Here is a 21,622-nt window from a genome sequence, read left to right on the forward strand (position 1 = left end):
CCCGTTTTGGGACAATTTATAATCACCGGGCGCTCCGAGCAGGCGGCCGACCACGCTCCAGAACGGGGTCTCCAGCATCTCGGCCCGATGATAGAGGCTCTTCTTCAGGCGGGCCAGGCGCTGACCGGCAACCATGCGCAGCTCTTCGAAGCTGTTGCCGTCGGCCGGAAAGGCGGCGGAGCGAAGGAAAACATCAATATTATGGCTCTTTTTCAGATCACAGACCGTGAGTTTGCCCTTGAGCGCCTTACGGATCCGCTTCTGTGCCACCAGCGATCCCCAGTAATCGGTTTCGGGGAGCAGCAGGTAGTATTCATCCGGTCCGGCCATGGCCATGATATCCGCATCACGCAGGGCGGAATTGATCGTTTCGATCACGCGGCTCATGGCTTCTTCCAGTTCCCGGTTGCGGAAACGGCTGGCCAGTGCTTCATAATTGTCAATGGTCAGTTTGATGAAAGAGAGGTTGCGCCCGTAACGGCGGGCCTTGTTCAGCTCTTTTTCCGCATGATCGTAGAAGAAGGCCATCTTGTAGGCCTCGCCGCGGGGAACGCGCAGGATATTCTGCTCGAGGCTTCGCAACAGCATCACATTATTGAGGGCACTGGCAGCGAAGTCGCCGATCATGGACGCCACCTTGACATCTCGGCGATTGAAGGTGTCCCTCCCGGCCGGCGCCTCGATGCGAATCAATGCCAGCGGGTCCATGCCGGCCATCAGCGGCAGCCAGAGCGCCGCCCCCTGATCCATGAGTACCGCATCGCCGGCCAGCACCAGGCGGCGTTCCGCCTCACTGAGAGCAAAGGTCTCTTCTCCCGCGGCGATCTTGACCAGCCCGCGCCGGCAGCGCAGCCGATACAGCTGGCCACCGAAACCAGGCAGCCAGAGAATGCCGCCCTCGGCATGCAGCAACTCCATGAGGGTATCAAGAATCAGGTCGCCGAGGCGATCAAGATCGTGCACCTTGAGAAAGCCGAGACACTTCTGGTAATAGGCGAGCGTCAGGTTGTACTCGAGATTCTCGTCAAGGAGCTTCTTGTGCTCGAGGCGCTGGGACTGGCGAAAGAGAACCTTGTTGACCAGCAGAAGGAATTCATCGGGGTTGATTGGCTTGAGGATATATTCGGTGACCCCGCGCTTCATCGCATCGACCGCGGCGGCGACGTCACTTAGGCGGGTAACGACCACCACTTCCTGGGCAGGGTTGAAGCGCTTGATGAGATCGGTGATATCGTCGCGCCCCGCCTCGACCTGCAGCTCGGTGATCACCAGGTCAAATTCTTCTCGGCGCAGACAATCGAGGGCATCCTGGCCGTTGGCCGCGGTTCGCACGTAGTAGCCGTCGGCCCCGAGCAGCTCCTGGTAGAGGGTCCGTGACTCCGGTTCGTTGTCTATTGCGAGTATGCGTCCCTTGGCCATCAGAATACCGTCACAGAATCGGGTTGCGGAAACTCAGTGATCCAGCCGTTCACCAAGATGGGAGTTGCGGAAGACCCGGGTGATCCGGACCGGCACGATCTGCCCGGCCAGGCTGCGGTCGCCGTCGAAGTTGACGATGCGGTTCCAGCGGGTGCGGCCGAAAACCTGCCCGTTCCCCTGGCGGCTCTCCCCTTCGACCAGCACGTCGAGCACCTGCCCGAGATCGGCATCGCGCCAGTCGCGTGCGATCTCCTCCTGCAGGGCCAGAAGCCGGTCGAAGCGCGCCTGCCTGGCCGCGGGAGCCAGGCTGTCCGGAAGCTCGGCCGCGGCCGTCCCCGGACGCGGGGAGTAGATAAATGAAAAGACATCCGCGTAACGAACCTGGGACATCAGGGACAGGGTCGCCTCGAAATCCTCTTCAGTTTCACCGGGAAAGCCGACGATGATATCCGAGGTCAGGCGGATGTCGGGACAGACCGTTTGCAGGCGGCGAACCTTTTCAAGGTACTGGTCCCGGCTGTAGCCGCGATTCATCATCTGCAGGATACGGTCGGAACCGCTCTGCACCGGCAGGTGAATATGGTTGCAGAGCTTTTTCAGCGAACCGAAGCAGTCGATCAGCTCGTCGGAGAGATCCTTGGGGTGCGAGGTGGTAAAGCGGATGCGCTCAATCCCTGCGGTGGCGTCGATCTCGGCCAGCAGCCGGGCAAAGGAGATTTCACCCTCCCCCTTGCAGCCGTAGGAGTTGACGTTCTGACCGATCAGGGTGATCTCCCGAACGCCGACGGCGGCCAGCTCCCTGACCTCGTGCAGAACTTCAGCGCTCGGACGGCTGATTTCGCGGCCGCGCACATGGGGCACCACGCAGTAAGAGCAGAAATTATCACATCCCTGCATGACGGTGACGAAACGAGTCACCGAGTCTCCAGCCGTGCGAACCGGAAAGAGCTGCAGCCGGGTTTCCTGATCGAGAAATTCAGTTTCGTGGCAGCGCACCCGGTTGCTTTCCACCGCCTGAACCATCTCGGGCAGCTTGTGCACGTTGTGGGTGCCGAAGACCAGGTCGAGATAGGACAGCTTCTCGAGCAGCTTCTCCCCCTCCTGCTGGGCAACGCAGCCGCCGACGCCGAGAATCAGTGCCGGATTTTCATCCTTGAGCGGCTTATAGCGGCCCAGATGACCATAGACCTTGCGCTCGGCCTTGTCGCGCACCGCACAGGTATTAAGCAGAATCAGATCGGCATCGCCGGGCTGCACAACCTGCCGGTAACCGATCCCCTGCAGCAGATCAACGATCCGCTCCGAATCAACCACATTCATCTGGCACCCGAAGGTCTCCAGAAAAAATCGCTTTTCCATGTACACTAGAATACGTCCTTTTCCCGTTTAATACAGCCCGGATAGTACCCGGATGCACCAGGAAAAGTCAAACGATAAAGCGTGCCGCGGATTCGTATCAACCGAAGCGGAAGCGGCCTTTTACAAGAATCAGAGCGCCCTCATCGACACCTCGTGGCCATTGTCAATCAGCGCCGCCTCCAGCATTGCGGTGACCTGCTGCGGATATTCAATCGCAATGAAGACCAGGCTCGATCCGGTACCGAGGGCAGAGACCCGCAGGGTCGCCAGTTCGGCGCCGAGCGGCTTGACCTGGAAACCGGTCAGTTCAGCCAGCGCGAAGGTGTCGATCCGCTGGCGCAGCAGGCCCCGCTGCGCCAGCAGTCGGCGGTCGGTAACGGCATAGTACACGTGTTCCCATTCCACCCTGGCCAGCAGGACATGACCAACCCCGAGGTACAGGCCGATGAGCACAAAGGGAATCGGTATCCAGGCCAGCCAGGGCAGATGGTAAACCGCCGCCAGCTGCACACCAACCATCTGCCAGTAAGCCGAAATAAGCAACAGCAGCAAACCGACCAGTGAATGCACCCAGTTGCGAAAAACAAAAGCGCGCGGTGCCGGACGGCCCTGCCAACGCAACAACTCCCCCTCTTCCAGGCAGGGTTTCCAATCCATCATTTTCCCTCCAGCAAACGCGCCCGTTCGGCGGCCGACCTGCCGAGCCGGCCATTGGGATCGGCTGCGGCAACGGCATGGTACTGTTCAAGAGCTTTTTCTTTTTGCCCGGATTTTTCGTAGGCCTCGGCCAGCAGGTAACCTCCCTGCAGCGACGGCAGCAGCACCATGCTCGTTTCCAGTTCAGCGACCGCCCTGTCGGCCTGCTTCTGCTGCAGATAAACGTAGCCGAGCCCGAGCCGGGAGAAATAGTAGCGCCCGTCCAGCTGCACCGCCCTGGACAGGTGGATGCGGGCCGCGCCGAGATCGTCCGACTGCAGGTAAGCCATCCCCAGCCCTGAAAGGATCAGGGCCTCGTCGGGCGCCGCCGCGGCCGCCTGCAGGTAAACGGGGACTGCGGCCGCCAGCTTGTCTTCCCGCTCAAGGCGCCGGGCTTCGTCGTAAAGATCGTAGGCCGCCCGGGTCTCGCGCAGGCGCGCCGTCGCCTGCTGCAGTTCTCTACGGCCCACCAGGGCACCGGGAGCCGCGGCTGCAGAGGAGTAACGACTGCGGATGTATTCCCGGTTGGCGTCCAGGCGCTCCCTGGAAAAGGGGTGGCTCCGGAACAGGCCGCCCACCCAGTCGGGTTCGGCGCCCCCTTCGAGCTTGCGGTAGAAAAACTCCTGCAGCTCGATCGCACCATTGGGGTTGTAGCCGGCCCGCACCATGTAGTCGATGCCGAGCCGGTCCGACTCCCGTTCCTGGTCGCGACTGTACGATCGATCGAGAAGCCCTGCCGCCAGCCCCCCGGCCTGCCGGGCCAGGGGACCCAAAGAGGAGGAGCCGGTCGCCCCCGTCAGGACGATCAGCCCGAGGTCGTAGAGTGCGCCCCGCTGCATCCCCTGCACCGAATGACGGGCATCGACATGGGCCACTTCGTGCCCCAGGACCGACGCCAGCTGCGACTCGTTATCCAGGTTGACCAGCAGCCCGCGGGTAATGGCGATGAAACCGCCAGGGAGCGCGAAGGCATTCGGGGTCGAATCATTGACGACCTTGAACTGGAAAGGCAGGCTGGAGCGCGACCCCTGCCTGGCCAGGCGCAGACCGACCCGGTTGACATAATCATTGAGGGCGGCATCCGGATAAACTCCCCCCATCTGCTGCTGAGCAGTCGGGAAGGCTTTCTGGCCGAGCTCCACTTCCTGCTGCTCCGAAACCTGGAACAGGGCCAGCTCATTGCGGCCGGTTACCGGATTGACGGCACAGCCGGAAAAAAACGTGGGCAAAACCAGCGCAGCGATAAGCAAGAGGCGGATTCTGAGCATAAAACCTCCCTGAGAAAATATAGGTAAATGCCTAAAAAGTCTACTATGGATGTCTGGGTCCGACAATAAGCGGCGAGGAAAGAAACCCGCCGCTCAATTTTATACTGGCTTTTACGACGGACAATCGATATATTTGTAAGGTTTTGCCAAACCAACCAACACCTCAGCATATTTACTTGTATAGGAGCAATAGTCACACGTCATGTCAGAGAACATTCGCAACATCGCAATTATCGCCCACGTCGACCACGGCAAAACCACCCTGGTCGACGCCATGCTCAAGCAGTCCGGAGTCTTTCGTGAGAACCAGGCTATCACTGAACGGGTGATGGACAGCAACGACCTGGAGAAGGAACGGGGAATCACCATCCTCTCCAAAAACCTTTCGATCCACCACGGCGGCCTGAAGATCAACATCGTCGATACCCCGGGACACGCCGACTTTGGCGGCGAGGTCGAGCGGATCCTGAAAATGGTCGACTCGGTACTGCTGCTGGTCGACGCCTTCGACGGCCCCATGCCGCAGACCCGTTTCGTACTGAAGAAATCCCTCGACCTCGGCATCAAGCCGATCGTCGTCATCAACAAGATCGACCGCCCCGGCGCCCGCCCCGAGGAAGTGGTCGACATGGTATTTGACCTCTTCTGCGAACTCACCACCAACGAAGAGCAGCTCGACTTCCCCATCGTCTACGCCAGCGCCAAGAGCGGTTACGCCAAGCGCCACCTGGCCGACGAATCCAGCGATCTCGAGCCCCTCTTTCAGATGATCGCCGACCGCGTGGCACCGCCGGTAGCGGACCCCAACGCCCCCTTCCAGCTGCTGGTTTCCAGTATCGCCTACAATGACTACATCGGCCGCATCGCCACCGGGCGCATTGCCAACGGCCGCGTCAAGGCCGGCGAGTCCATCGCCCATATCAACAAGGACGGCAAAATCAGCAGGGGCCGCATCAGCAAGCTGCTCGGCTACGAAGGGCTCAACCAGGTCGAGGTTGCCGAGGCGATCGCCGGTGACATCGTCACCATCGCCGGCTTCGAAGAAGTCAGCATCGGCGAGACCCTCGCCAGTTCTACCGATCCGATCGCCCTGCCCTACATCGCCATCGACCAGCCGACCCTGTCGATGAACTTCATGGTCAGCGACTCCCCCTTCGCCGGCAAGGAGGGGAAATACGTCACCTCCCGCAACATCCGTGACCGCCTGATGAAGGAGCTGCGCACCAACGTCTCCCTGCGCGTGGACGACACCGACAACACCGACACCTTCAAGGTCTCCGGACGCGGCGAACTGCACCTGTCGATCCTCATCGAGAACATGCGCCGGGAGGGCTTCGAGCTCTCCGTCTCCAAACCCGAGGTCATCTACCAGACGATTGACGGGGTTCGCTGCGAGCCGATGGAGTACCTGGTCATCGACGTTCCCGAAGAGCACCAGGGGACGGTCATCGAGAAGCTCGGCACCCGCAAGGCCGAGATGGTCTCCATGCAGCCGATGAACGGCGTCAATCGCCTCGAATTCGTCATCCCGGCCCGCGGCCTGATCGGCTTCCGCACCGAGTTCCTCACCGACACCCGGGGAACCGGCGTGATGAACCACACCTTCCACGAGTACTCCCCTTACAAGGGCCCTATCAGCGGCCGGAAGAATGGTGTTCTCATTTCCGTCGACACCGGCGAAACGGTCTCCTACTCCCTCTTCAACCTGCAGGAGCGCGGTATCCTCTTCGTCGGTCCCGGCACCCCCGTCTACGAGGGAATGATCGTCGGCCAGCACGCCAAGGATAACGACCTGGTGGTCAATGCCTGCCGCGGCAAAAAATTGACCAACGTCCGCGCCTCGGGTACCGACGAGTCGACCAAGATCTCGCCGCCGACCATCCTCACCCTGGAGCAGGCGCTCGAGTACATCGCCGACGACGAACTGGTCGAAGTTACCCCCAAGTCGATCCGCCTGCGCAAAAGGTATCTTGACGCCAACGATCGCAAAAAGCATGAGAAGCTGCGCAAATAGCGCCAGCTGAATTCGGATCCAACTAAAAAAGCCCCGTAATCCGGGGCTTTTTTTTATGCAAAAGCGCTCAGAGCGTTTTTTGCTGCGCCAGCGAAGTGACCGCGGCGACAATCCTCAGCGCCAGCCTTTCCCCGATCGCCTGTGAATCGGCCCGTTCATCGATGGCCGCAAGCTTCGCCCCGCCAGCCCCCTCCCCATCCACCTCGATGCTGGCCACAACGGCCGGCGCGCCGGAAGACTGCTCCGCTGCCGCCACACTCCCCCTGATGCGCAGCCCGGCGGAGAAGGACGGCGCGAGCTTGAGCCCCCGCTCGGCAAAGGCCTTGATCAGGCTGAGCCGCACCGCATCGTTACGATCGTTGCGCAGGCTTATTTCCAGGCCGATCCCGGCAGCGGCCTGGTCGCGGCGCTCGGCCAGCTGACGCTGGGTATAGGCGACAGGCGGAAGCTTGGCGTCGTCGTTGATGCGGCGCAGGCTGGCCGCCAGCTCGCTGCGCTTTGTCGCCAGAGATACGGCCTGCAGATAATGCCCCCAGCGCTGCAGCGAGGACCCGGCCGCCTCGGCGGCCGCCACCTGGCCGAGAATAGATCGCTCAATGGCGGCCAGGGCGGCCGCAAGCGGCTGCCCGGCGCTCTGACGGTCAATCACTGCCAGGGCGTAGAAGGCATCCAGCTCGCGGTCATGCCAGACTTCGGCTATCTTCACCCCCGCAACCGAAAGTTCGCCCGCTGCCGGCTGCCAGCGGAAAGTCTCCAGCAATTCATGCCGGGCCTTCTCTTCGGCGGCCTCGCGGGCCCGGCTGACACCGACAGCCGTCAGGAAGTCGCCGGGGGGATAAGAAGACGCTTGACCGCGGGTCCAGTCGGGCGCCTCGACCGCACAACCGGCAACCAGCAGCAACCACAGCAGATTTGAGCACTTCAACAGAGCACGCAATTTCAACCTCGCAAGAAAATGGCCTTAAACTATCGAAGAAAACAGCCGGCCGAAAAACGACCGGGGACTGTAGTAAAGCATAGCAAAACATGGTATCCATTCAATACCGGAACGGATATTGTCCCTTGTTCGGCGTCAGCCGATCAGGCCGCCATCATAGCAACGGGGAGACACCCATGAACAAAGAACTTTTCGAAGCCCTCCGAATCGGCCGGATCACGATCCCCAACCGCTTTGTCCGCAGCGCCACCTGGGAGGGGATGTGCGATGACACCGGCGCGCCAGCAGACCGGCTCGCCGACACCTATGCCCGACTCGCAGCCGGCGGCGTCGGCCTGATCATCTCCGGCTATACTTACGTCCGTGCTGACGGCAAGCAGCTCCCGGGCAAAATGGGCATCTACAGCGACCGGCTGATCCCGGCACTGCAGAAAGTAACGGCAGCGGTGCACCGCGAACAGGGCCTGACCTTCTGCCAACTGGTTCACGCCGGGGGACAGACAAGCAGCAAGGTCATCGGCACAACGCCGGTGGCCCCCTCTGCGGTAGCCTGCGACAATTTTCCCGAGATTCCCAGGGAGCTCTCGAAAGAAGAGATTGCAGAGTTGGTGAATGCTTTTGCCGACGGGGCCGTTCGGGCCAGGCAGGCCGGGTTTGACGGCATCCAGCTGCACGGCGCCCACGGCTACCTGATCAACCAGTTCCTGTCGCCGCTGACCAACCATCGCCAGGATGAATACGGCGGCGGCCTTGAGAACCGCATGCGTTTTCTCGACCAGGTCACCCGGGCGGTGCGGGCCGCCGTAGGCCCCGACTACCCGGTCACCATCAAGTTGACGGCAGCCGACAACCTGCCCGGGGGGTTTGACCTCGACGAAGCGGTACAGGTGGCCCGGCACCTGGAGAAGATCGGCGTGGATGCGATCGAGGTCAGCTCGGGAACGGCCGCCTCAGGCGCGCTGACCCCGGCCCGGCAGGGGATCGACGCCCCGGCGCAAGAAGCATACAACGCCGACTTTGCCCGCCGCATCAAGGCCGCGCTCGGCATCCCCACCGGTGTGGTCGGCGGCTTGCGTTCCGGAGCCGTGATAAAAGGGCTGCTCGACGGCAACCTGGCCGACTTCTTCGCCCTCTCCCGGCCGCTGATCCGGGAACCCGACCTGGTCAACCGCTGGCGCCGCGATCCCGGCTACTGCGCCACCTGCATCTCCTGCAACGGCTGTTTCAAACCCGGCCTCAAGGGGGAAGGCATCTACTGCGTGCTCGACCGCCCCCCCCGGTAAGATACTTCCTGATCAGCACTAATCTTCCGCCTGGTTCCCTCTCGCTCCGGGAGAGGGAACTGCTTGAAGGCGTGGTGGAAGCTTGATTCCCGTCACCCAATACTCTGATTATCCTGGCAATCGACTTAAATGCCTTGAAATGAGAGACGATTCTTACTATATTGACGCGGTTCCTAAGCCGACAGATTCATACCGACAAGCCAGGAGGATCCGTGGATCAGGAGTTAACTCCCAAGGAAAAAGCCTGCCTGCTCGAAATCGCCCGCCAGGCGGTTATCAGCTGGGTACGTTCGGGCGCAGACTACATCGAGCCCCGCGAAGAGAAGACTCTCAACGTACGCAGCGGCTGCTTTGTCACCATCAAGCAGAACGGCCAGCTCAGGGGGTGCATCGGCAATTTCCAGTCGGAACAGCCGCTGTTCAAGGAAGTCGCCGAAATGGCAAAAGCCTCGGCCACCAAGGATCCGCGCTTCTACCCGATGAAAGAAGCGGACCTCGACAATTTCACCATCGAGATTTCGGTCCTCTCGCCGCTGCATAAAATCGACGATGTCGAAGACATCATTGTCGGCAAACACGGCATCTACCTCGAAAAAGGCTACTACCGGGGCGTTCTGCTGCCGCAGGTGGCCAGCGAACACGGCTGGGACAGAAAGACCTTCCTCAAGCAGACCTGCATCAAGGCCGGTCTCTCGACCGAAGCCTGGAACGCCGAGGACACAGAAATATATATTTTCACCGCCCAGATTTTCGGTGAGGGCAAGTAACCGCCACTCACCGCGCCGCTTCGACAAAAAAGGGACAGCCACTCGGCTGTCCCTTTTCATTTCAACCCGCGGCAAAACCTGTGGTCAATAATCATGCGGAAAGGAGTAATACTTCATGACCATCTCGATCCGCAGCCGGTCATAGGGCGAGACATCGGTGATGCCCAATCCGGCGGCGGCATAATCCTGATTGACCGACTGCCGGCAGCTGCGCACTCAACCGTTGGGGATCTCAAGGGTTACAATGGTTCCGAGGCCGACTTCGCTGTCAACCCAGATCCTCCCGCCATGGGCTTCGACGATGTTCCTGACGATGCTCATCCCCAGGCCGAATCCGGGCACTGCGGTATCCCGGGTATCGGCACGGTAAAACTTTTCAAAGATTCGTCCGGTCTCTTCCCGGCTCATCCCGATCCCCTGGTCGCGCACCGTCAGCCGGGACCAGACTTCATTCTCCTGCTGCAGGCTAACCTCGATAACTCCGCCGCCGGGGGAATACTTGACCGCGTTGGAAAGCAGGTTGTCGAGTACGCGCTCCATCCGCACCCGGTCGACATTCAGCGACACCACAACCGCGGGAAGGTGCAGCTCGATCTGGTGCCGCGGCGAAGCCGCCCGAAAGGTTTCGACCGAGCGGCCCAGCAGCTCGCGGGCGTCGCAGCAGCACTTCTCCAGCTCCAGCCCTTTTCCGGCCTCGATCCGGCTCACATCCAGCAGTTCATCGACCATCCGCGCCAGCGTCTCGGCCTTGCTGTGAATTTCTTCGACAAATTCCCGTTTCTGCTCTGCTGAAAAATCCTGGTCACGCAGAAGTTCGGCGTAACCGAATACCACAGCGAGGGGCGTTCGCAGCTCGTGCGACACCGTGGTCACAAATTCGGATTTCATTTCGTCGAACTTGCGCAGATCGAACGCCATCCGGTTGACCGCATCGGCCAGCTGGCCGAACTCGTCGTTGCTGACCAGGTCAACCTGGGTATTGAAATTGCCTGCGGCAATGGTGTTGACCCCCTGCATCAGCTTCTTTATCGGCCGCGTCACGGCCCGGGCAAAAAAGAGGGACAGGGGCACGAATACGGCGATCCCGAGCAGCGCCAGCCCCGAACTGTAGAGAGTGAAACGATCGATAATCAGCCAGATGACGTCATCGGGGAACCCTTCGGTGACGAGTATTTCAAACAGGGCGTCCCTGAATAAATGGGCAAAGAGACCCCCAATCAGGACGATTACCACGATAAAGCTCATCATGATCTTGTTTTGAATTTTTGAACTCGGGCCGGGCATAGAAAAGCCTTAACAGAACCAGGAGACGCCGAATAAAAACTGGTAGGCAAAAAATGTCAGCAATGCGACGCAAAAACTCGCCAGGGCCATCCAGAACGCCTTGATCCCCTGGTCGCTCAACAACAGTTTAAGATCCGCATTCATGCCGATGGCCGCCATGGCGATGGACCAGAGCAGAACATAGGCGGTCTCCAGCCAGGGCGTCAACTGCCGATGCAGCAACGGAGGCATTGCGATGGAGAGCCAGGTGCCGACCAGCCCGGCCGCAAGGTAAAGCCACAGGGCCAGCGGGAAAAGAACTTTTTTACGAACCAGGCTGGCAAAGAGCGGAATAATTACCACCAGGCCGAGGTAACGCCCCGCCTTGACCAGCAGCGCCAGGTCGCCTAAGGCTTCCGGAGACGCGCCGCGATTCGTGAAGGGCATGTGAATCATCGCTTCCTTGACAAACCCGGTAAACTGCAGCAGCGCCCCGGCCAGCAGGGCGTACTGTTCGCCCGGCAGCTGCAGAAGAGTCCCCAAAAAAGGCAGCACCAGGTAGAGCGCGACAAAAGCAGCAAGCGTGACGGCAAGCAGGGCAATCGAGACGTCATCCGGTTCGCCGTCTATGGACGGGCTGGTCATGGCGATGGCCGACGCGCCGCAGATGGCGGAACCGGTCGCTACCAGGTAGGTGATTTTCGGTTTCTGGCCCAGCAAGCGTCCAAACAGAAGGTTTGAGCCCAGGTAGGCGGCGACCACCAGGAACAGCAGCGGGCCCAGCCCGCTCGGCATGGCGGCGTAGCTGGAAAAATCGAGATTGCTCAGCGCATAGAAAACAATGCCGGCGGGGATGAAAAAGCGGGCCGCCAGCGTGGGACCGATAGCGAAATTCCAGCGCCGGCCCAGCAGCGAGCGGAGCAGGATGCCGCAGCCCAGCGAAAGGACGAGCGGGTCGACCAGAAACGACCCGCTGAGGGTCTGCAGCATGAAGGAGCCTGTCCCGACCAAAACGGCGAGGCAGACGAAAATGACGATGTCGTATTTTTCATTCGGCCATAAATCAGTCATTGAAGTACGAAATCGCCATAAAGGGGAACAAACGGTGGCCGCGAGGGGATTAACAAAACAACAGTAATATACTGGTAAACAGTAAAGGAAAAAACCATGAAAATCATCTAAAAAATCAGACGATCCCGGCGAGAATCTGATCCATGTGCCGCAGCAGCAGGGAGAAATGACCCTCGTCAGGCAGCAGTCGCAACCGGCAGGAACAGAGGCGGGCCGCCAGCCATTCGGCCGTGGCGGGAGGAATGGTACGATCTTTCCCACCCTGCCAGAGGGTAACCGGCAGCGAAATCTGCGCCGGATCGACCCCCCAAACCTCGGCATAGATGGCCATGTCGCAGGCGACACCGCGACGGCCCTGGAGGAAAGCCTGGCGGCCCGAAGCGAGCATGACATCACGAACTTCATCCTGCCGCAGCAGCTGCCGATCGACCGCCGGCGCCGCCAGCGACAGCAGTTTCAGGATCAGGGCCGGACGGCTGCCGACCAGCCGCGCCAGCTGCCGCCCAAGCAGGCGGATGAGTCCTGGGAAGCTGCGGCCGAAGCGGATCGTCGCCCGGATCAGACGGGGCTGGCAGGGGCGGCATGCCGCCTCGGCCAGCGGCCCCAGCGGACAGGCCAGGACAAACCCTTGAATCCGGCCGGGCAGCATCGCCGCGCAGGTGAGCGCGAACGGACCGCCGCCGGAGACCCCCAGAACGCCGAAGTGCGCCAGGCCGAGGGCGTCGGCAAACTGTGCCACATCACCGGGCCAGTCGAGCAGCCTGCGCGCCGGCAGAGGATCCGACAGACCGTAACCGGGACGGTCGACGGCCAGCAGCCGGACTCCCTGTCGACGGGCCGCCCCGTCAGCCAGGCGCGCCTCCAGGCGTGAGCCGGGAAAGCCGTGAAAATAGAGGACCGGTCGCCCCTGCGGATCGCCGAATTCGGCATAACCGAGCCGGCGGCCGTCCGCAAGCCGCAGGGTGCAATCGGCAGGATTGTCGTTCACGGCGCCTCCAGCAGCCCCTTCAGCTTCTCCAGCTTTTCCTTCACTACCGCATCGACCTTCTCCTGGCCGAACATCCAGGAGAGCTGACCGATCATCAAAGTGACATCGGCCAATTCGGAAATGATCTCCGCTTCGCCAACCTTGTCCCGCTTGAAATGCTTGAGTGCCGCGATCAGCTCAGCGCACTCCTCGATGGCCTGGTCATACTGGGCCTCGGTCCCCCATTTTTTCAGGGTCTGCCGGTAAATCGCCTGGTAATCTGTCACATTAAAACCTTTCCAGCCCTTGCTGTTGAAAACTTGGATATGTTAACTTGATCCTGTTCTGCCAACCGGAATCACAGGATTGTCGATGTCTCCGTGCAAATCGCTTTCAATAATCCTTCTGGTCGCGCTCTGCGGCTGCTCCGCCCCACGGCCCACCGTCAGCGACTGGACGCCGCCCCCGCCCGCCGTTGCCGCGCAGCCGAGCCTGCAAAGCCTCGGCTACAGCATCCAGGTCGGCGCCTTCGCCAATCCCGGCAACGCCACCCGGCTCGCCGCCCTGCTGGAGAGTCGCGGCATCGAGGCCTATTCCTTTTTGCACGAATCCGGCCTGTACAAGGTACGCTTCGGTGATCATGCCACTTACGCCGCCGCCCACAGAGAAGCCGAAAGCCTGCAGCAACAGGGGATGATCGACAGCTTTTTCATCGTCCCCCCCGAGGACAACGCCGCTGAAAAGATCCGCCGCAGCGGCCAGGGCGACCTGCGCCAGGAACTGGTCGCCACCGCCCACCGTTTTATCGGCACCCCTTACAACTGGGGAGGGACCAGCGACGACGGCATCGACTGCAGCGGCCTGACCATGGTCACCTACCGGCTCAACGGCCTCAAGCTCCCCCGCGTCTCCCGCGACCAGTTTGCCGCCGGCCGGGCGGTGAACAAGGGCGAGCTGAAAAAAGGCGACCTGGTCTTTTTCGCCACCGGCGGCGGCAGCCGGGTTTCCCACGTCGGCCTCTACATCGGCAACGGCCGTTTCATCCATGCCCCCAGCCGCGGCAAGAGCGTCCGCGTCACCAGCCTCGATCACAGCTATTATCAGAAAACCTTCGTCGGCGCCCGCACCTATCTCTAGAAACGCTGATTGGAAAAGCGGTGATTAGTGATTCGTTGACGGCCAATCACCAATCACCAATCACCAATCACCAATCACCAATCACCAATCACCAATCACCAATCACCGCCCCTACGCCTTCGGGCTGTAATGCCGCTTGAGCCAGCGGCTCAGCCCGTCAAGTCCGGGGAACAGGACCCGCTCGGTAATGTTGGCCTGATCGAGCTTGTCGCGGATCTCCCATTTGAGCTCGGCCGGGATGACGATCTTGCGCCAGATTCCAGGGTGTGCCGCCAGCCAGGAGTCGATCGGCTGCAAGGGGTCGGACATGATGGAGAAAAAAGCAAACTGGTTGACGATGCGGTCTTCCATGGAAGGGGGCTCGAAGAACATGATGAAATCATCCCGCGACAGGCTGCCCAGGTCTCCCAGCGCACGGACCGAATCGGCCAGCATTTCCACGGTAAAGACGTTGGCCCCTTCCCGCTCGAGGGCGCTGCGCAGGCTGCCGGGGAGCATCTGGTGGGCCTGCACGTAATTGACCGCCCAGATCACCCCGTCGAGATGGATCTTCTCGATGTTGGCGGTGGCGAAGTGCATGGCGACAAAGGGCGAGTAGGTCCAGTCCAGCAGGCGGGTCGGCAGGCCGAAATGCTGGGCCACCGACAGCCAGTGCCAGGTCGAATCGCCGCCGGCCACCGAGCCGTGGGCGTATTTTTTGAAATTGCGCAGGATGTGCTTCTCGATCTCGACGAAGTTGCCGCCGAGCCGGATCAGGCTGGTCACCAGCGGATAGCTGGCATCGGACAGACCGCGAAAAGCGTTGCGGGAACGAAACCGGCCCAGGTGGGGGCTCCACGAATCGCTGAACAGTTCGTCCTGCAGCTGGTTCCAGCTTTCGATACGTACCTCATTATCCGCCATAAACCCTCCCTGGCTCAGTCAGTCGCCTGACGTCCCCTTGCGCTGCTCCTGAGCGATGAATTCCAGAACCGGCAAGCCCTCGATGTACAGCTCTTCGATCACCCCCATGCCCTTGCGCACCCGGACCAGGACATAGGCGTCCCGCTGCTGCTGGCGGCTGTGCTTCCAGTACGCCCGTTCGATTCCCGGCGCGATCGACTCCTCGGCGTAATAGCGATCGAAGGGGAGCCCAAGCTGCACCCGGTCGGCCTGCTGGTAGCTGACCCGCACCCGCAGGTAATCCCCTGTTTCGGGACAGTCGCGAACCAGCCCGCCGACCCGGACGTAGCCCTGGTCGTCGTTTTCCAGCAGGGCGTAGACCTTTTCACCAGAACGGTAGCTCTCCCCTTCCGCAACCGGTGCCGAGGCCGCCTCCAGGTTAAGCATGACATACCTGCCGCGAAACGGGTCATAGGGATCGACCGGGGCGGTACGGAAGCGGTAAGCGGCGCCTTCTGCCAGCGCCAGCTCGCGGCGTACGATCATCCAGCCCGGCACCGCCAGCTGGGCCAGCACAATAACGACAAAAAAGAGGATGAGCGGCTTTTTCATTTCGCCCCCCTGTTCTTTTTGGCCAGGATGTTGGCCGCCAGAAAACCGACGCCGATCAAAATGAAGAGGACGACGCGCACGGTAAAGGGAAGATCGCTGTCGAAGAAGCGGGCCGCAATCAGCGCGGTGATGATCACCAGCCCGCCGTTGACCTGGATCAGCCGGCCGCTGCGCAGGCCGCTTCGCAGGGTGCCGACCCCGAGCACCGCCAGGTAGATGTTGAAGGCCAGCAGGGCCCCCCCTTCAACATCGAACAGGGCCAGCAGGTAGCAGACCAGCGCCAGCGGCGCGACGGCGGCAAAGAGCAGTCCATCGCGCCGGCCGCTGCGCAGACGTCGCTGCAGCAGCCAGAACGCCAGCCCGACCAGAAGGAGGGTCAGCGTCGACTGCAGCAGCCAGTGCGCGGCCAGCCAGGGATCCTGGGCCCAGAGTTCCGCCAGCCGGTCCCAGTTCGCCCGCCGGCTCCAGGTTTCAAAGGTCAGCAGCAGGGAGAGGACGACGATCCCCAGGCTGCCGATCACGTGCCAGGGGCGCCGCCAGCCGGAGACCTGCTGCGGCCAGCCCGTATCGAACAGGTAAAAGGATGCCAGCAGGCCGCCGTAACCGAGAATCCAGCCGCCGCCCAGGCCCTGTTTGAAAGAGAGGCCATAACCGATGCAGAGACAGATCCCGACCACCCAGAGCAGAAAGGCCGCCCGCGGGCTGCGCGGGTCGCGGCGAACCGTCTGCCAGACAGGGGGCGCCGCCAGGGCTGCCAGCGCCCAGAACCAGAGCTGATTCCCGCTGCCGGCCCAGTCATGGGCCATCCAGGCCCAGCAGCTGATGCCAACCCAATAAAAGGCCACCGGCGCGCTGGCCCGCAGCAGGTACGAAAGCGGCAGACCGAGCAGCATCCAGGAGAGGACGAAGGCTTCGGGATCGCCGGAGATGTGGTAGGTCTGGCCGACCAGGGCGATGGCGGCGCCCACCGCCGCCATCAGGAAGACCGCGCTCCCTTCGCACCAGGCCCGGGAATCCTGCCGGCGCAGCAGCACCCAGCCGACCAGCAGCTGGCCGGCGAGCAACGGCGCGAAGGAGAGAAATGCGCGCAGCGGACGCGACAATTCGGCCCAGTTGTGGGCGAAGACCAGGATGATCCCGAGACCGATCAGGGTCGCCCCGAGAATGCTGCAGATGACCAGGCCGAGCGATGGCCGGCCGTCATCGTCAAGCGCCCCGTAATGATCCTGCAGGCGCTCGGCATCGGCGGCAGTCAACACCTGCCCTGCGACCAGGTTCGGCAGCTCGTCATAAAGCCAGCGGATCGCTTTCTTGCTCATTCCCACCCTCCTGCGGTATTTATGGCACGCGGTAATGAAACAGGCAGACCCCCTGCTCCGGCTGCGCCTCGGGAAAATCCTCTCCGGGCAAATAGCGACCGAGCAGCTCGGCCGAAGGCAGCTGTTCGGCCACCAGGTTTTCGATCAGGCCGGGCGGCAGCCCTGGGCCGTTGCGGCAGGCGATGATATCCGCCCCCGGCGCGAGCAGTTCAGGCAGCCTTCTCAGCAGCTTTGGCCAGTGGCGCTCAGCGGTAAAACTGGCACCCTGGGTCGCCGGCGGATCGCTGATCACCAGGTCGAAGGGGCCCAGCCGCAGCAGCTTGCCGAAACTGCGGAACAGCTCGAGGGGCAGAAAGCTCACCTGGCGGGTGTCGATGCCGTTAAGCCGGTGATTGAACCGCCCCAGCTCCAGGGCCCCCTTGTTCATATCGAGGTTGACCACCTGCCGCGCGCCGCCGGCCAAAGCGGCCACCGAAAAACTGCAGGTGTAGGCGAACAGGTTGAGCACCCTTCTGCCCGCAGCCAGCTTGCGAACCAGCTCGCGGCCGACGGCCATGTCGGGGAAAAAGCCGATGTTCTGCCCCTGCCCCAGCCGCAGCCGGAAGCGCAGCCCGCCCTCGAGGGCATCGACCTCGTCCGGCAGCTCTCCCCATAGCAGCCGGCTCGGCGACTGCGGCAAAAAACGCTCCTGCAGCAGCACGGCGCTGGTGCCGGCGACCTCAAGCCGCAGCAGGGCGGCCAGCTCGTCCAGCCAGGGCTGCGAACGCCGCTGGTAGAGGATGACCAGCAGCACCGGGCCGAAGCTGTCGATGGTCAGCTCCTCGTAGCCGGCAAAACTGTGGCCGCGGCCGTGGAACAGGCGGCGCGCCTCGCCTGCCTGCGGCAGATGGCGGCGGATTTCATCACGAATCAGCTCCATTCATTCTTCCTGTATCACATTAAACAGTTGCCGCAAGCTACCGTATGTACTTCACAAGCAGGATCTAAGCGCAAGGATCCTTCAGGGCCACAGCCCCAAGGCGTCAGCCTGTCAGGCGCGCAGATATTTATCCCGCAGCGCCACCTTGTTGACCTTGCCGACGCTGGTCTTGTCGATCGCGTCGACGAAGCGTACCTTCAGCAGAACCACCTGCTTCGAGACGATCCCCTTGTCGGCGTACTCGCGCACGAAGTGCTGCAGCTCCTTTTTTCCCCATTCCCCGCTTTGCGCACCACAGGGCCAGCGGACGCTCCCCCCAGGGTACGGTAATCAAAGCAGATATTGTCGGCGTAGACGATCTCCTGGTCGGGGTTGTTCACCAGCGGGGCGAGAAGCAGGTTCTTGATCAGCAGCGGATAGCAGTAGGTCGAGTCAGTAGGGGGGATGAGGGTATCGAGCATGGCAGACTCCGGGTGGATATATATTTCAGGGCTGGACAACTGTAAACATCAAGAATATCATCGGATAATGCATACGAAAACAAAAAACAGGACTTTCTCCAGACGAGATTCAGGCTTACTTCCGGGCGGGATCAATAAAGAAATCATGTCAATAAGAGTACTGACGTTCAGCCTGCTGCTGCTGTTGACGGTCACAACCGGCTTCGCCGAAGAGGCTCCGCTGGCGGTCTACCAATTGAAAATTTTCGATTACCAGCTGGGAATGTCCTACGATGAGGCGATTTCGGCGCGGGCCTTTCACTACACCGTCTACCCGGAAGAAAACCGGGCCATCGGGATCATCAACAGCGCCTATATCGAGGATGTGGAGTTCAGTACCTCCGTCTATTTTCACGACGACCGCGTTTTCAAGATCATCGGCAGGTTCGACCCGCAGCATTTTGACGAGGTCACGCAGTCGCTGGTAAAAGCAATCGGCGCAGGAGAGAACCTCTCCAAGACATTCAACGCGCTCAACGGCACCCGGATCGCGCAGCAGCTGTACCAATGGCATTACCCCGGAGCACGCATTTACCTGATCAGCAGCTCGAACAATGTCGAGTTCGCCACCCTCAGCATGATGGATTCAACCTTTACCGAGAGCGAGAAGACACCTTAGGCCGGCTTCTCCTGGGAGCCCCCGCCCCCTCCTTCCCGGGCATGGTGCCGGGCCATGATCCGCAGAAAATTATCGACCAGCCCGGGATTGAGCTGACTGCCCGCCTCCTCCCTGAGAACATTTTCGACGACCATGAAATCCTCGGCCTTGCTGTAAACCCGCTTGGTTCGCAAAGAATCGTAGATATCAGAGATTGCCGTCATCTGGCTGGCGATATTGGGTCGCCAGGAGCCGGCCTTGACCTTGGGATACCCGCGCATGTCGTAGCGCATGTGATGCTCGAAAGCGGTCACCACGGCGAGGCGGGGCACTCCGGGGATATCGAGCAGGTAATGGGCCCCGGTGACCGGGTGACGGCGGATGATCTCCCATTCGGCCTCGCTGAGTTTCCCGGTTTTATTGAGAATCTCTTCGGGGATGAACAGCTTGCCGACGTCGTGCAGCATGGCGGCGATGCCGATGTCATGCAACTGCGCCCCCACGATCCCCATGGCTGTCGCCTGCGCCAGGTTGAGGATGCAGACATTGGTCGAGTGGGTGTAGGTATATTCATCCATCGCCCGCAGCGGCGCCAGGGCGAGGAACGGGTCGGCATCGTTGACAAAAGCATCGATGAAGACGGTGACGATTTCCGAAAGGCCGACCACGTCGAGCCGCTTGCGCTTGCGGACGTTTTCGTACATTTCCATGAACAGGGCCATCTCTTCGGCCGAAACGCCGATTCCGGCCTGCCCCGACGCCCAATCGGCAAGCGAAATCCCCTCGGCGGCGCGGACGCTGCGGACTTCGACCTGGCCCAGGCGGATATTTTCGGAGGAGCAGAGCTCGTTGCCGCCCTTCCCTTTTTTCGCCAACGATTCGATCAGCGACAGCAGTTCGTGCTCGGCGACCTGCCGCCGGATGCGAAGGTGCCCGACCCCGCCGCTCTTAAGCATGCCGGCCAGGCGGGCCGCGTACATGCTGCGTTCCAGCGGGAGCCCGTCGGCAACCAGTTCGTCCTCGATACGGATGATTTTTATTTCCGTATCCGAACCGATCGCATCGACAAGGCTGGCAAGGGCCAGCCGGCACAGGTTTTTGACCTGGCTGTGTGAAATCGGATAAAGGCCGGCCGTGGAAACCGCGGCGGCCAGGTGGCGCATGAAATGCTGCAGGGCTTGGCGACGGTCGGCGCTCATTGGCCACGCTCCTCGATTCGAGACAGGGCGGTTTCGGCGAGACGGGCCAGATCACCCTTGCCGCCGGCAAGGCGCCTGAGCAGTTCCTTCGCCCGCCCGTCGCGATAATGAACCAGGGAACCCACCGCTTCAGCTTTCAGCCGGTTGAACAGCGCCGGGGCCCAGAGGCTGCGCGCGTTGATCACATCCTCGATCGCCGGCAGGGCCGCCGGGTTGCCGATTTCGGCCAGGGCCTTGATGGCGGCGCCCTTCAATTCGAAAACGTCTTCACTCTTCCCCTTGAGGTCGAGAATCCGGGTCAAATCCCGCACTACCTCGGGGCACTGGCTGGCCCCGCAAAGGCGCACGGCATTCAGCTTGCGCTCAACGTCGGGATGTTCCAGTTCTTTCACCAGGTAGCGGTCGGCCCGGGGGTCTTTGAAATGCAGGTAGGTTTTCATGACCTCAAGATGCACCTTGGGGTGGCTTCGCCCCACCAGTGCCCCGATCGCGGTCAGTACCGCGGGATCATCGCTCTGCCGCAGCAGCACCACCAGGTTGCGCACCACGTACCAGCGCCGGTCATGCAGGCGGCCCAGGATCGCCTTTCTGGCCACCTCCCTGAGATCCCCCAGGCAGGCCATGCAGAATCGCCGCATCGCCAGCGACGGTTCCTCGGCAAGCCGGTCCAGCAGCGGCTCGACGAAGGGGGCCCCTACCTGCCGGATCAGACCGCCGATTTCATCGTGCTTATCCTTGCCCCAGAGATCGAGTCCGGCCATCACCTCGGCGACGAACGCCGGCGACGAAAAAAAGAGCAGGGCCTCGTAAGCGATCGGCAGGGTGAAGGGCGGAGACTCCTGGTCAAAGCCGAGCAGCCGCTGGTGCGCCTGGGCCAGCGCCCGGTAGTCGCCGGTTTCGAGAAAATAGACCAGCAGATCCATCAGGTTGCGGCGCATGGAGCTCGCCTGTTCCTCGTCGGGATCGATCATGTCAATCACTTCGAGAATCACGGAGCAAACCTGTTCTTCGACGAAGTGGGTCGCCAGCGAACCCTTCAAATCTTCGATCTGGCGGCTCTGCGGCAGCGCCCCCGACATGGTGGTGGCCACCCACTTGAGGGATTCCTGGTAGGCGGCCGGGACAAAGTTGTCATCCGCGTTCTCGCGAAACAGAACTTTCAGGCGATCCTGAATTTCTCCCGTGGAGACCTTGCGAACCGCCGCCACGTCGCGTTGATGGTCATCGCCATTGCGCTTTCTGGCCATCTGCCCGAGCAGGGTCATGATCGCCTGCGGGACCACGACCTGGTGATTTTCGACCTGGGTGAAGAGATCGAGCAGGGTTTCATGCTGCAGGTTGGAAAGAATCTCCTCGACCAGGTCACTGCGGGAGGCCAGCGAGCGGAACGCGCTGTTGAGAAACTGCTTGCG

At 61.4% G+C, this 21,622-nt stretch carries 21 protein-coding genes and 1 pseudogene; 5 read left to right on the forward strand and 17 right to left on the reverse strand.

The window, feature by feature from the left end:
- From ABYV89_RS04465 to ABYV89_RS04480, 4 genes are all read right to left on the reverse strand, one after another.
- Positions 1–1,419: response regulator (locus tag ABYV89_RS04465; protein ID WP_432821732.1), on the reverse strand; the 1,419-nt coding region annotated here is incomplete at its 3' end.
- A 33-nt stretch (positions 1,420–1,452) separates the two neighbouring features.
- On the reverse strand, positions 1,453–2,784 hold the full coding sequence (gene miaB / locus ABYV89_RS04470) for a tRNA (N6-isopentenyl adenosine(37)-C2)-methylthiotransferase MiaB (RefSeq protein WP_432821733.1): 1,332 nt from the start codon (positions 2,782–2,784) through the stop codon (positions 1,453–1,455).
- A 123-nt stretch (positions 2,785–2,907) separates the two neighbouring features.
- Positions 2,908–3,438 (reverse strand): hypothetical protein, encoded by a 531-nt coding sequence (locus ABYV89_RS04475; protein ID WP_432821734.1) that lies wholly within the window; start codon positions 3,436–3,438, stop codon positions 2,908–2,910.
- Positions 3,435–4,742: a M48 family metalloprotease gene (locus ABYV89_RS04480; protein WP_432821735.1), complete on the reverse strand. Its 1,308-nt coding sequence runs from the start codon at positions 4,740–4,742 to the stop codon at positions 3,435–3,437. The genes ABYV89_RS04475 and ABYV89_RS04480 overlap by 4 nt, the downstream gene beginning before the upstream one ends.
- Before the next feature lie 202 nt (positions 4,743–4,944).
- Here ABYV89_RS04480 and typA point away from each other — a divergent pair, with 202 nt between their 5' ends.
- Complete coding sequence (typA, locus tag ABYV89_RS04485) at positions 4,945–6,756, forward strand: translational GTPase TypA (protein WP_432821736.1); 1,812 nt, start codon at positions 4,945–4,947, stop codon at positions 6,754–6,756.
- A gap of 67 nt (positions 6,757–6,823) precedes the next feature.
- Here the strand turns inward: typA and ABYV89_RS04490 are convergent, their stop codons facing one another.
- Positions 6,824–7,681, reverse strand: a complete 858-nt coding sequence (locus ABYV89_RS04490; RefSeq protein ID WP_432821737.1) for a hypothetical protein — start codon at positions 7,679–7,681, stop codon at positions 6,824–6,826.
- A 188-nt stretch (positions 7,682–7,869) separates the two neighbouring features.
- Here ABYV89_RS04490 and ABYV89_RS04495 point away from each other — a divergent pair, with 188 nt between their 5' ends.
- Both ABYV89_RS04495 and amrA read left to right on the forward strand, forming a co-directional pair.
- Entirely contained in the window at positions 7,870–8,976 is a 1,107-nt protein-coding gene (locus ABYV89_RS04495; protein ID WP_432821738.1) for an NADH:flavin oxidoreductase, read from the forward strand.
- A 212-nt stretch (positions 8,977–9,188) separates the two neighbouring features.
- Positions 9,189–9,743, forward strand: a complete 555-nt coding sequence (amrA, locus tag ABYV89_RS04500; RefSeq protein WP_432821739.1) for an AmmeMemoRadiSam system protein A — start codon at positions 9,189–9,191, stop codon at positions 9,741–9,743.
- An 84-nt stretch (positions 9,744–9,827) separates the two neighbouring features.
- Here the strand turns inward: amrA and ABYV89_RS04505 are convergent, their stop codons facing one another.
- The 5 genes from ABYV89_RS04505 to ABYV89_RS04525 form a co-directional block, all read right to left on the reverse strand.
- Positions 9,828–9,959, reverse strand: coding sequence for a hypothetical protein (locus ABYV89_RS04505; RefSeq protein ID WP_432821740.1), 132 nt, complete (start codon positions 9,957–9,959; stop codon positions 9,828–9,830).
- Positions 9,960–10,988: a sensor histidine kinase gene (locus tag ABYV89_RS04510; protein WP_432821741.1), complete on the reverse strand. Its 1,029-nt coding sequence runs from the start codon at positions 10,986–10,988 to the stop codon at positions 9,960–9,962.
- Positions 10,989–11,036: 48 nt separating this feature from the next.
- A complete protein-coding gene (locus tag ABYV89_RS04515; RefSeq protein ID WP_432821742.1) occupies positions 11,037–12,077 on the reverse strand; it encodes a YeiH family protein in 1,041 nt (346 codons plus the stop codon).
- 115 nt (positions 12,078–12,192) lie between these two features.
- Complete coding sequence (locus tag ABYV89_RS04520) at positions 12,193–13,065, reverse strand: alpha/beta fold hydrolase (RefSeq protein ID WP_432821743.1); 873 nt, start codon at positions 13,063–13,065, stop codon at positions 12,193–12,195.
- Positions 13,062–13,331 carry an antitoxin gene (locus ABYV89_RS04525; protein WP_432821744.1) on the reverse strand — a complete coding sequence of 90 codons (270 nt, stop codon included), beginning with the start codon at positions 13,329–13,331 and terminating at the stop codon, positions 13,062–13,064. Before ABYV89_RS04525 ends, ABYV89_RS04520 begins: the two co-directional genes overlap by 4 nt.
- Positions 13,332–13,416: 85 nt before the next feature.
- Here ABYV89_RS04525 and ABYV89_RS04530 point away from each other — a divergent pair, with 85 nt between their 5' ends.
- Entirely contained in the window at positions 13,417–14,181 is a 765-nt protein-coding gene (locus ABYV89_RS04530; RefSeq protein ID WP_432821745.1) for a C40 family peptidase, read from the forward strand.
- A 111-nt stretch (positions 14,182–14,292) separates the two neighbouring features.
- Here ABYV89_RS04530 and ABYV89_RS04535 read toward each other — a convergent pair whose 3' ends face one another.
- From ABYV89_RS04535 to ABYV89_RS04555, 5 genes and pseudogenes are all read right to left on the reverse strand, one after another.
- Entirely contained in the window at positions 14,293–15,084 is a 792-nt protein-coding gene (locus tag ABYV89_RS04535; RefSeq protein ID WP_432821746.1) for an FRG domain-containing protein, read from the reverse strand.
- A gap of 18 nt (positions 15,085–15,102) precedes the next feature.
- Positions 15,103–15,675, reverse strand: coding sequence for a GDYXXLXY domain-containing protein (locus tag ABYV89_RS04540; protein WP_432821747.1), 573 nt, complete (start codon positions 15,673–15,675; stop codon positions 15,103–15,105).
- Positions 15,672–16,994, reverse strand: coding sequence for a DUF2157 domain-containing protein (locus tag ABYV89_RS04545; protein WP_432821748.1), 1,323 nt, complete (start codon positions 16,992–16,994; stop codon positions 15,672–15,674). The genes ABYV89_RS04540 and ABYV89_RS04545 overlap by 4 nt, the downstream gene beginning before the upstream one ends.
- 19 nt (positions 16,995–17,013) lie before the next feature.
- Positions 17,014–17,913, reverse strand: coding sequence for a class I SAM-dependent methyltransferase (locus tag ABYV89_RS04550; protein WP_432821749.1), 900 nt, complete (start codon positions 17,911–17,913; stop codon positions 17,014–17,016).
- A gap of 111 nt (positions 17,914–18,024) precedes the next feature.
- A pseudogene (locus tag ABYV89_RS04555) lies at positions 18,025–18,232 on the reverse strand (fatty acid--CoA ligase); the annotation flags it as partial.
- A 287-nt stretch (positions 18,233–18,519) separates the two neighbouring features.
- On the opposite strand from ABYV89_RS04555, the gene ABYV89_RS04560 reads away from it, so the two are divergent.
- A complete protein-coding gene (locus tag ABYV89_RS04560; protein WP_432821750.1) occupies positions 18,520–19,032 on the forward strand; it encodes a hypothetical protein in 513 nt (170 codons plus the stop codon).
- On the opposite strand, the gene ABYV89_RS04565 is transcribed toward ABYV89_RS04560, so the two are convergent.
- Both ABYV89_RS04565 and ABYV89_RS04570 read right to left on the reverse strand, forming a co-directional pair.
- Positions 19,029–20,210 (reverse strand): HD-GYP domain-containing protein, encoded by a 1,182-nt coding sequence (locus ABYV89_RS04565; RefSeq protein WP_432821751.1) that lies wholly within the window; start codon positions 20,208–20,210, stop codon positions 19,029–19,031. The genes ABYV89_RS04560 and ABYV89_RS04565 overlap by 4 nt on opposite strands.
- Positions 20,207–21,622 (reverse strand): HEAT repeat domain-containing protein (locus ABYV89_RS04570; RefSeq protein ID WP_432821752.1); only part of this gene is annotated, 1,416 nt, incomplete at its 5' end. The genes ABYV89_RS04565 and ABYV89_RS04570, both read right to left, overlap by 4 nt.

It is taken from the genome of Trichloromonas sp. (assembly GCF_041583255.1).
Lineage (GTDB): Bacteria > Desulfobacterota > Desulfuromonadia > Desulfuromonadales > Trichloromonadaceae > Trichloromonas.

Bases quoted from the DNA above. Each gene is read 5' to 3' on its own strand.
- ABYV89_RS04475 (WP_432821734.1), bottom strand. From the start codon at position 3,438: ATGATGGATTGGAAACCCTGCCTGGAAGAGGGGGAGTTGTTGCGTTGG.
- ABYV89_RS04480 (WP_432821735.1), bottom strand. From the start codon at position 4,742: ATGCTCAGAATCCGCCTCTTGCTTATCGCTGCGCTGGTTTTGCCCACG.
- typA (WP_432821736.1), top strand. From the start codon at position 4,945: ATGTCAGAGAACATTCGCAACATCGCAATTATCGCCCACGTCGACCAC.
- ABYV89_RS04495 (WP_432821738.1), top strand. From the start codon at position 7,870: ATGAACAAAGAACTTTTCGAAGCCCTCCGAATCGGCCGGATCACGATC.
- ABYV89_RS04510 (WP_432821741.1), bottom strand. From the start codon at position 10,988: ATGAGCTTTATCGTGGTAATCGTCCTGATTGGGGGTCTCTTTGCCCAT.
- ABYV89_RS04515 (WP_432821742.1), bottom strand. From the start codon at position 12,077: ATGACTGATTTATGGCCGAATGAAAAATACGACATCGTCATTTTCGTC.
- ABYV89_RS04530 (WP_432821745.1), top strand. From the start codon at position 13,417: ATGTCTCCGTGCAAATCGCTTTCAATAATCCTTCTGGTCGCGCTCTGC.
- ABYV89_RS04535 (WP_432821746.1), bottom strand. From the start codon at position 15,084: ATGGCGGATAATGAGGTACGTATCGAAAGCTGGAACCAGCTGCAGGAC.
- ABYV89_RS04540 (WP_432821747.1), bottom strand. From the start codon at position 15,675: ATGAAAAAGCCGCTCATCCTCTTTTTTGTCGTTATTGTGCTGGCCCAG.
- ABYV89_RS04545 (WP_432821748.1), bottom strand. From the start codon at position 16,994: ATGAGCAAGAAAGCGATCCGCTGGCTTTATGACGAGCTGCCGAACCTG.
- ABYV89_RS04550 (WP_432821749.1), bottom strand. From the start codon at position 17,913: ATGGAGCTGATTCGTGATGAAATCCGCCGCCATCTGCCGCAGGCAGGC.
- ABYV89_RS04560 (WP_432821750.1), top strand. From the start codon at position 18,520: ATGTCAATAAGAGTACTGACGTTCAGCCTGCTGCTGCTGTTGACGGTC.
- ABYV89_RS04565 (WP_432821751.1), bottom strand. From the start codon at position 20,210: ATGAGCGCCGACCGTCGCCAAGCCCTGCAGCATTTCATGCGCCACCTG.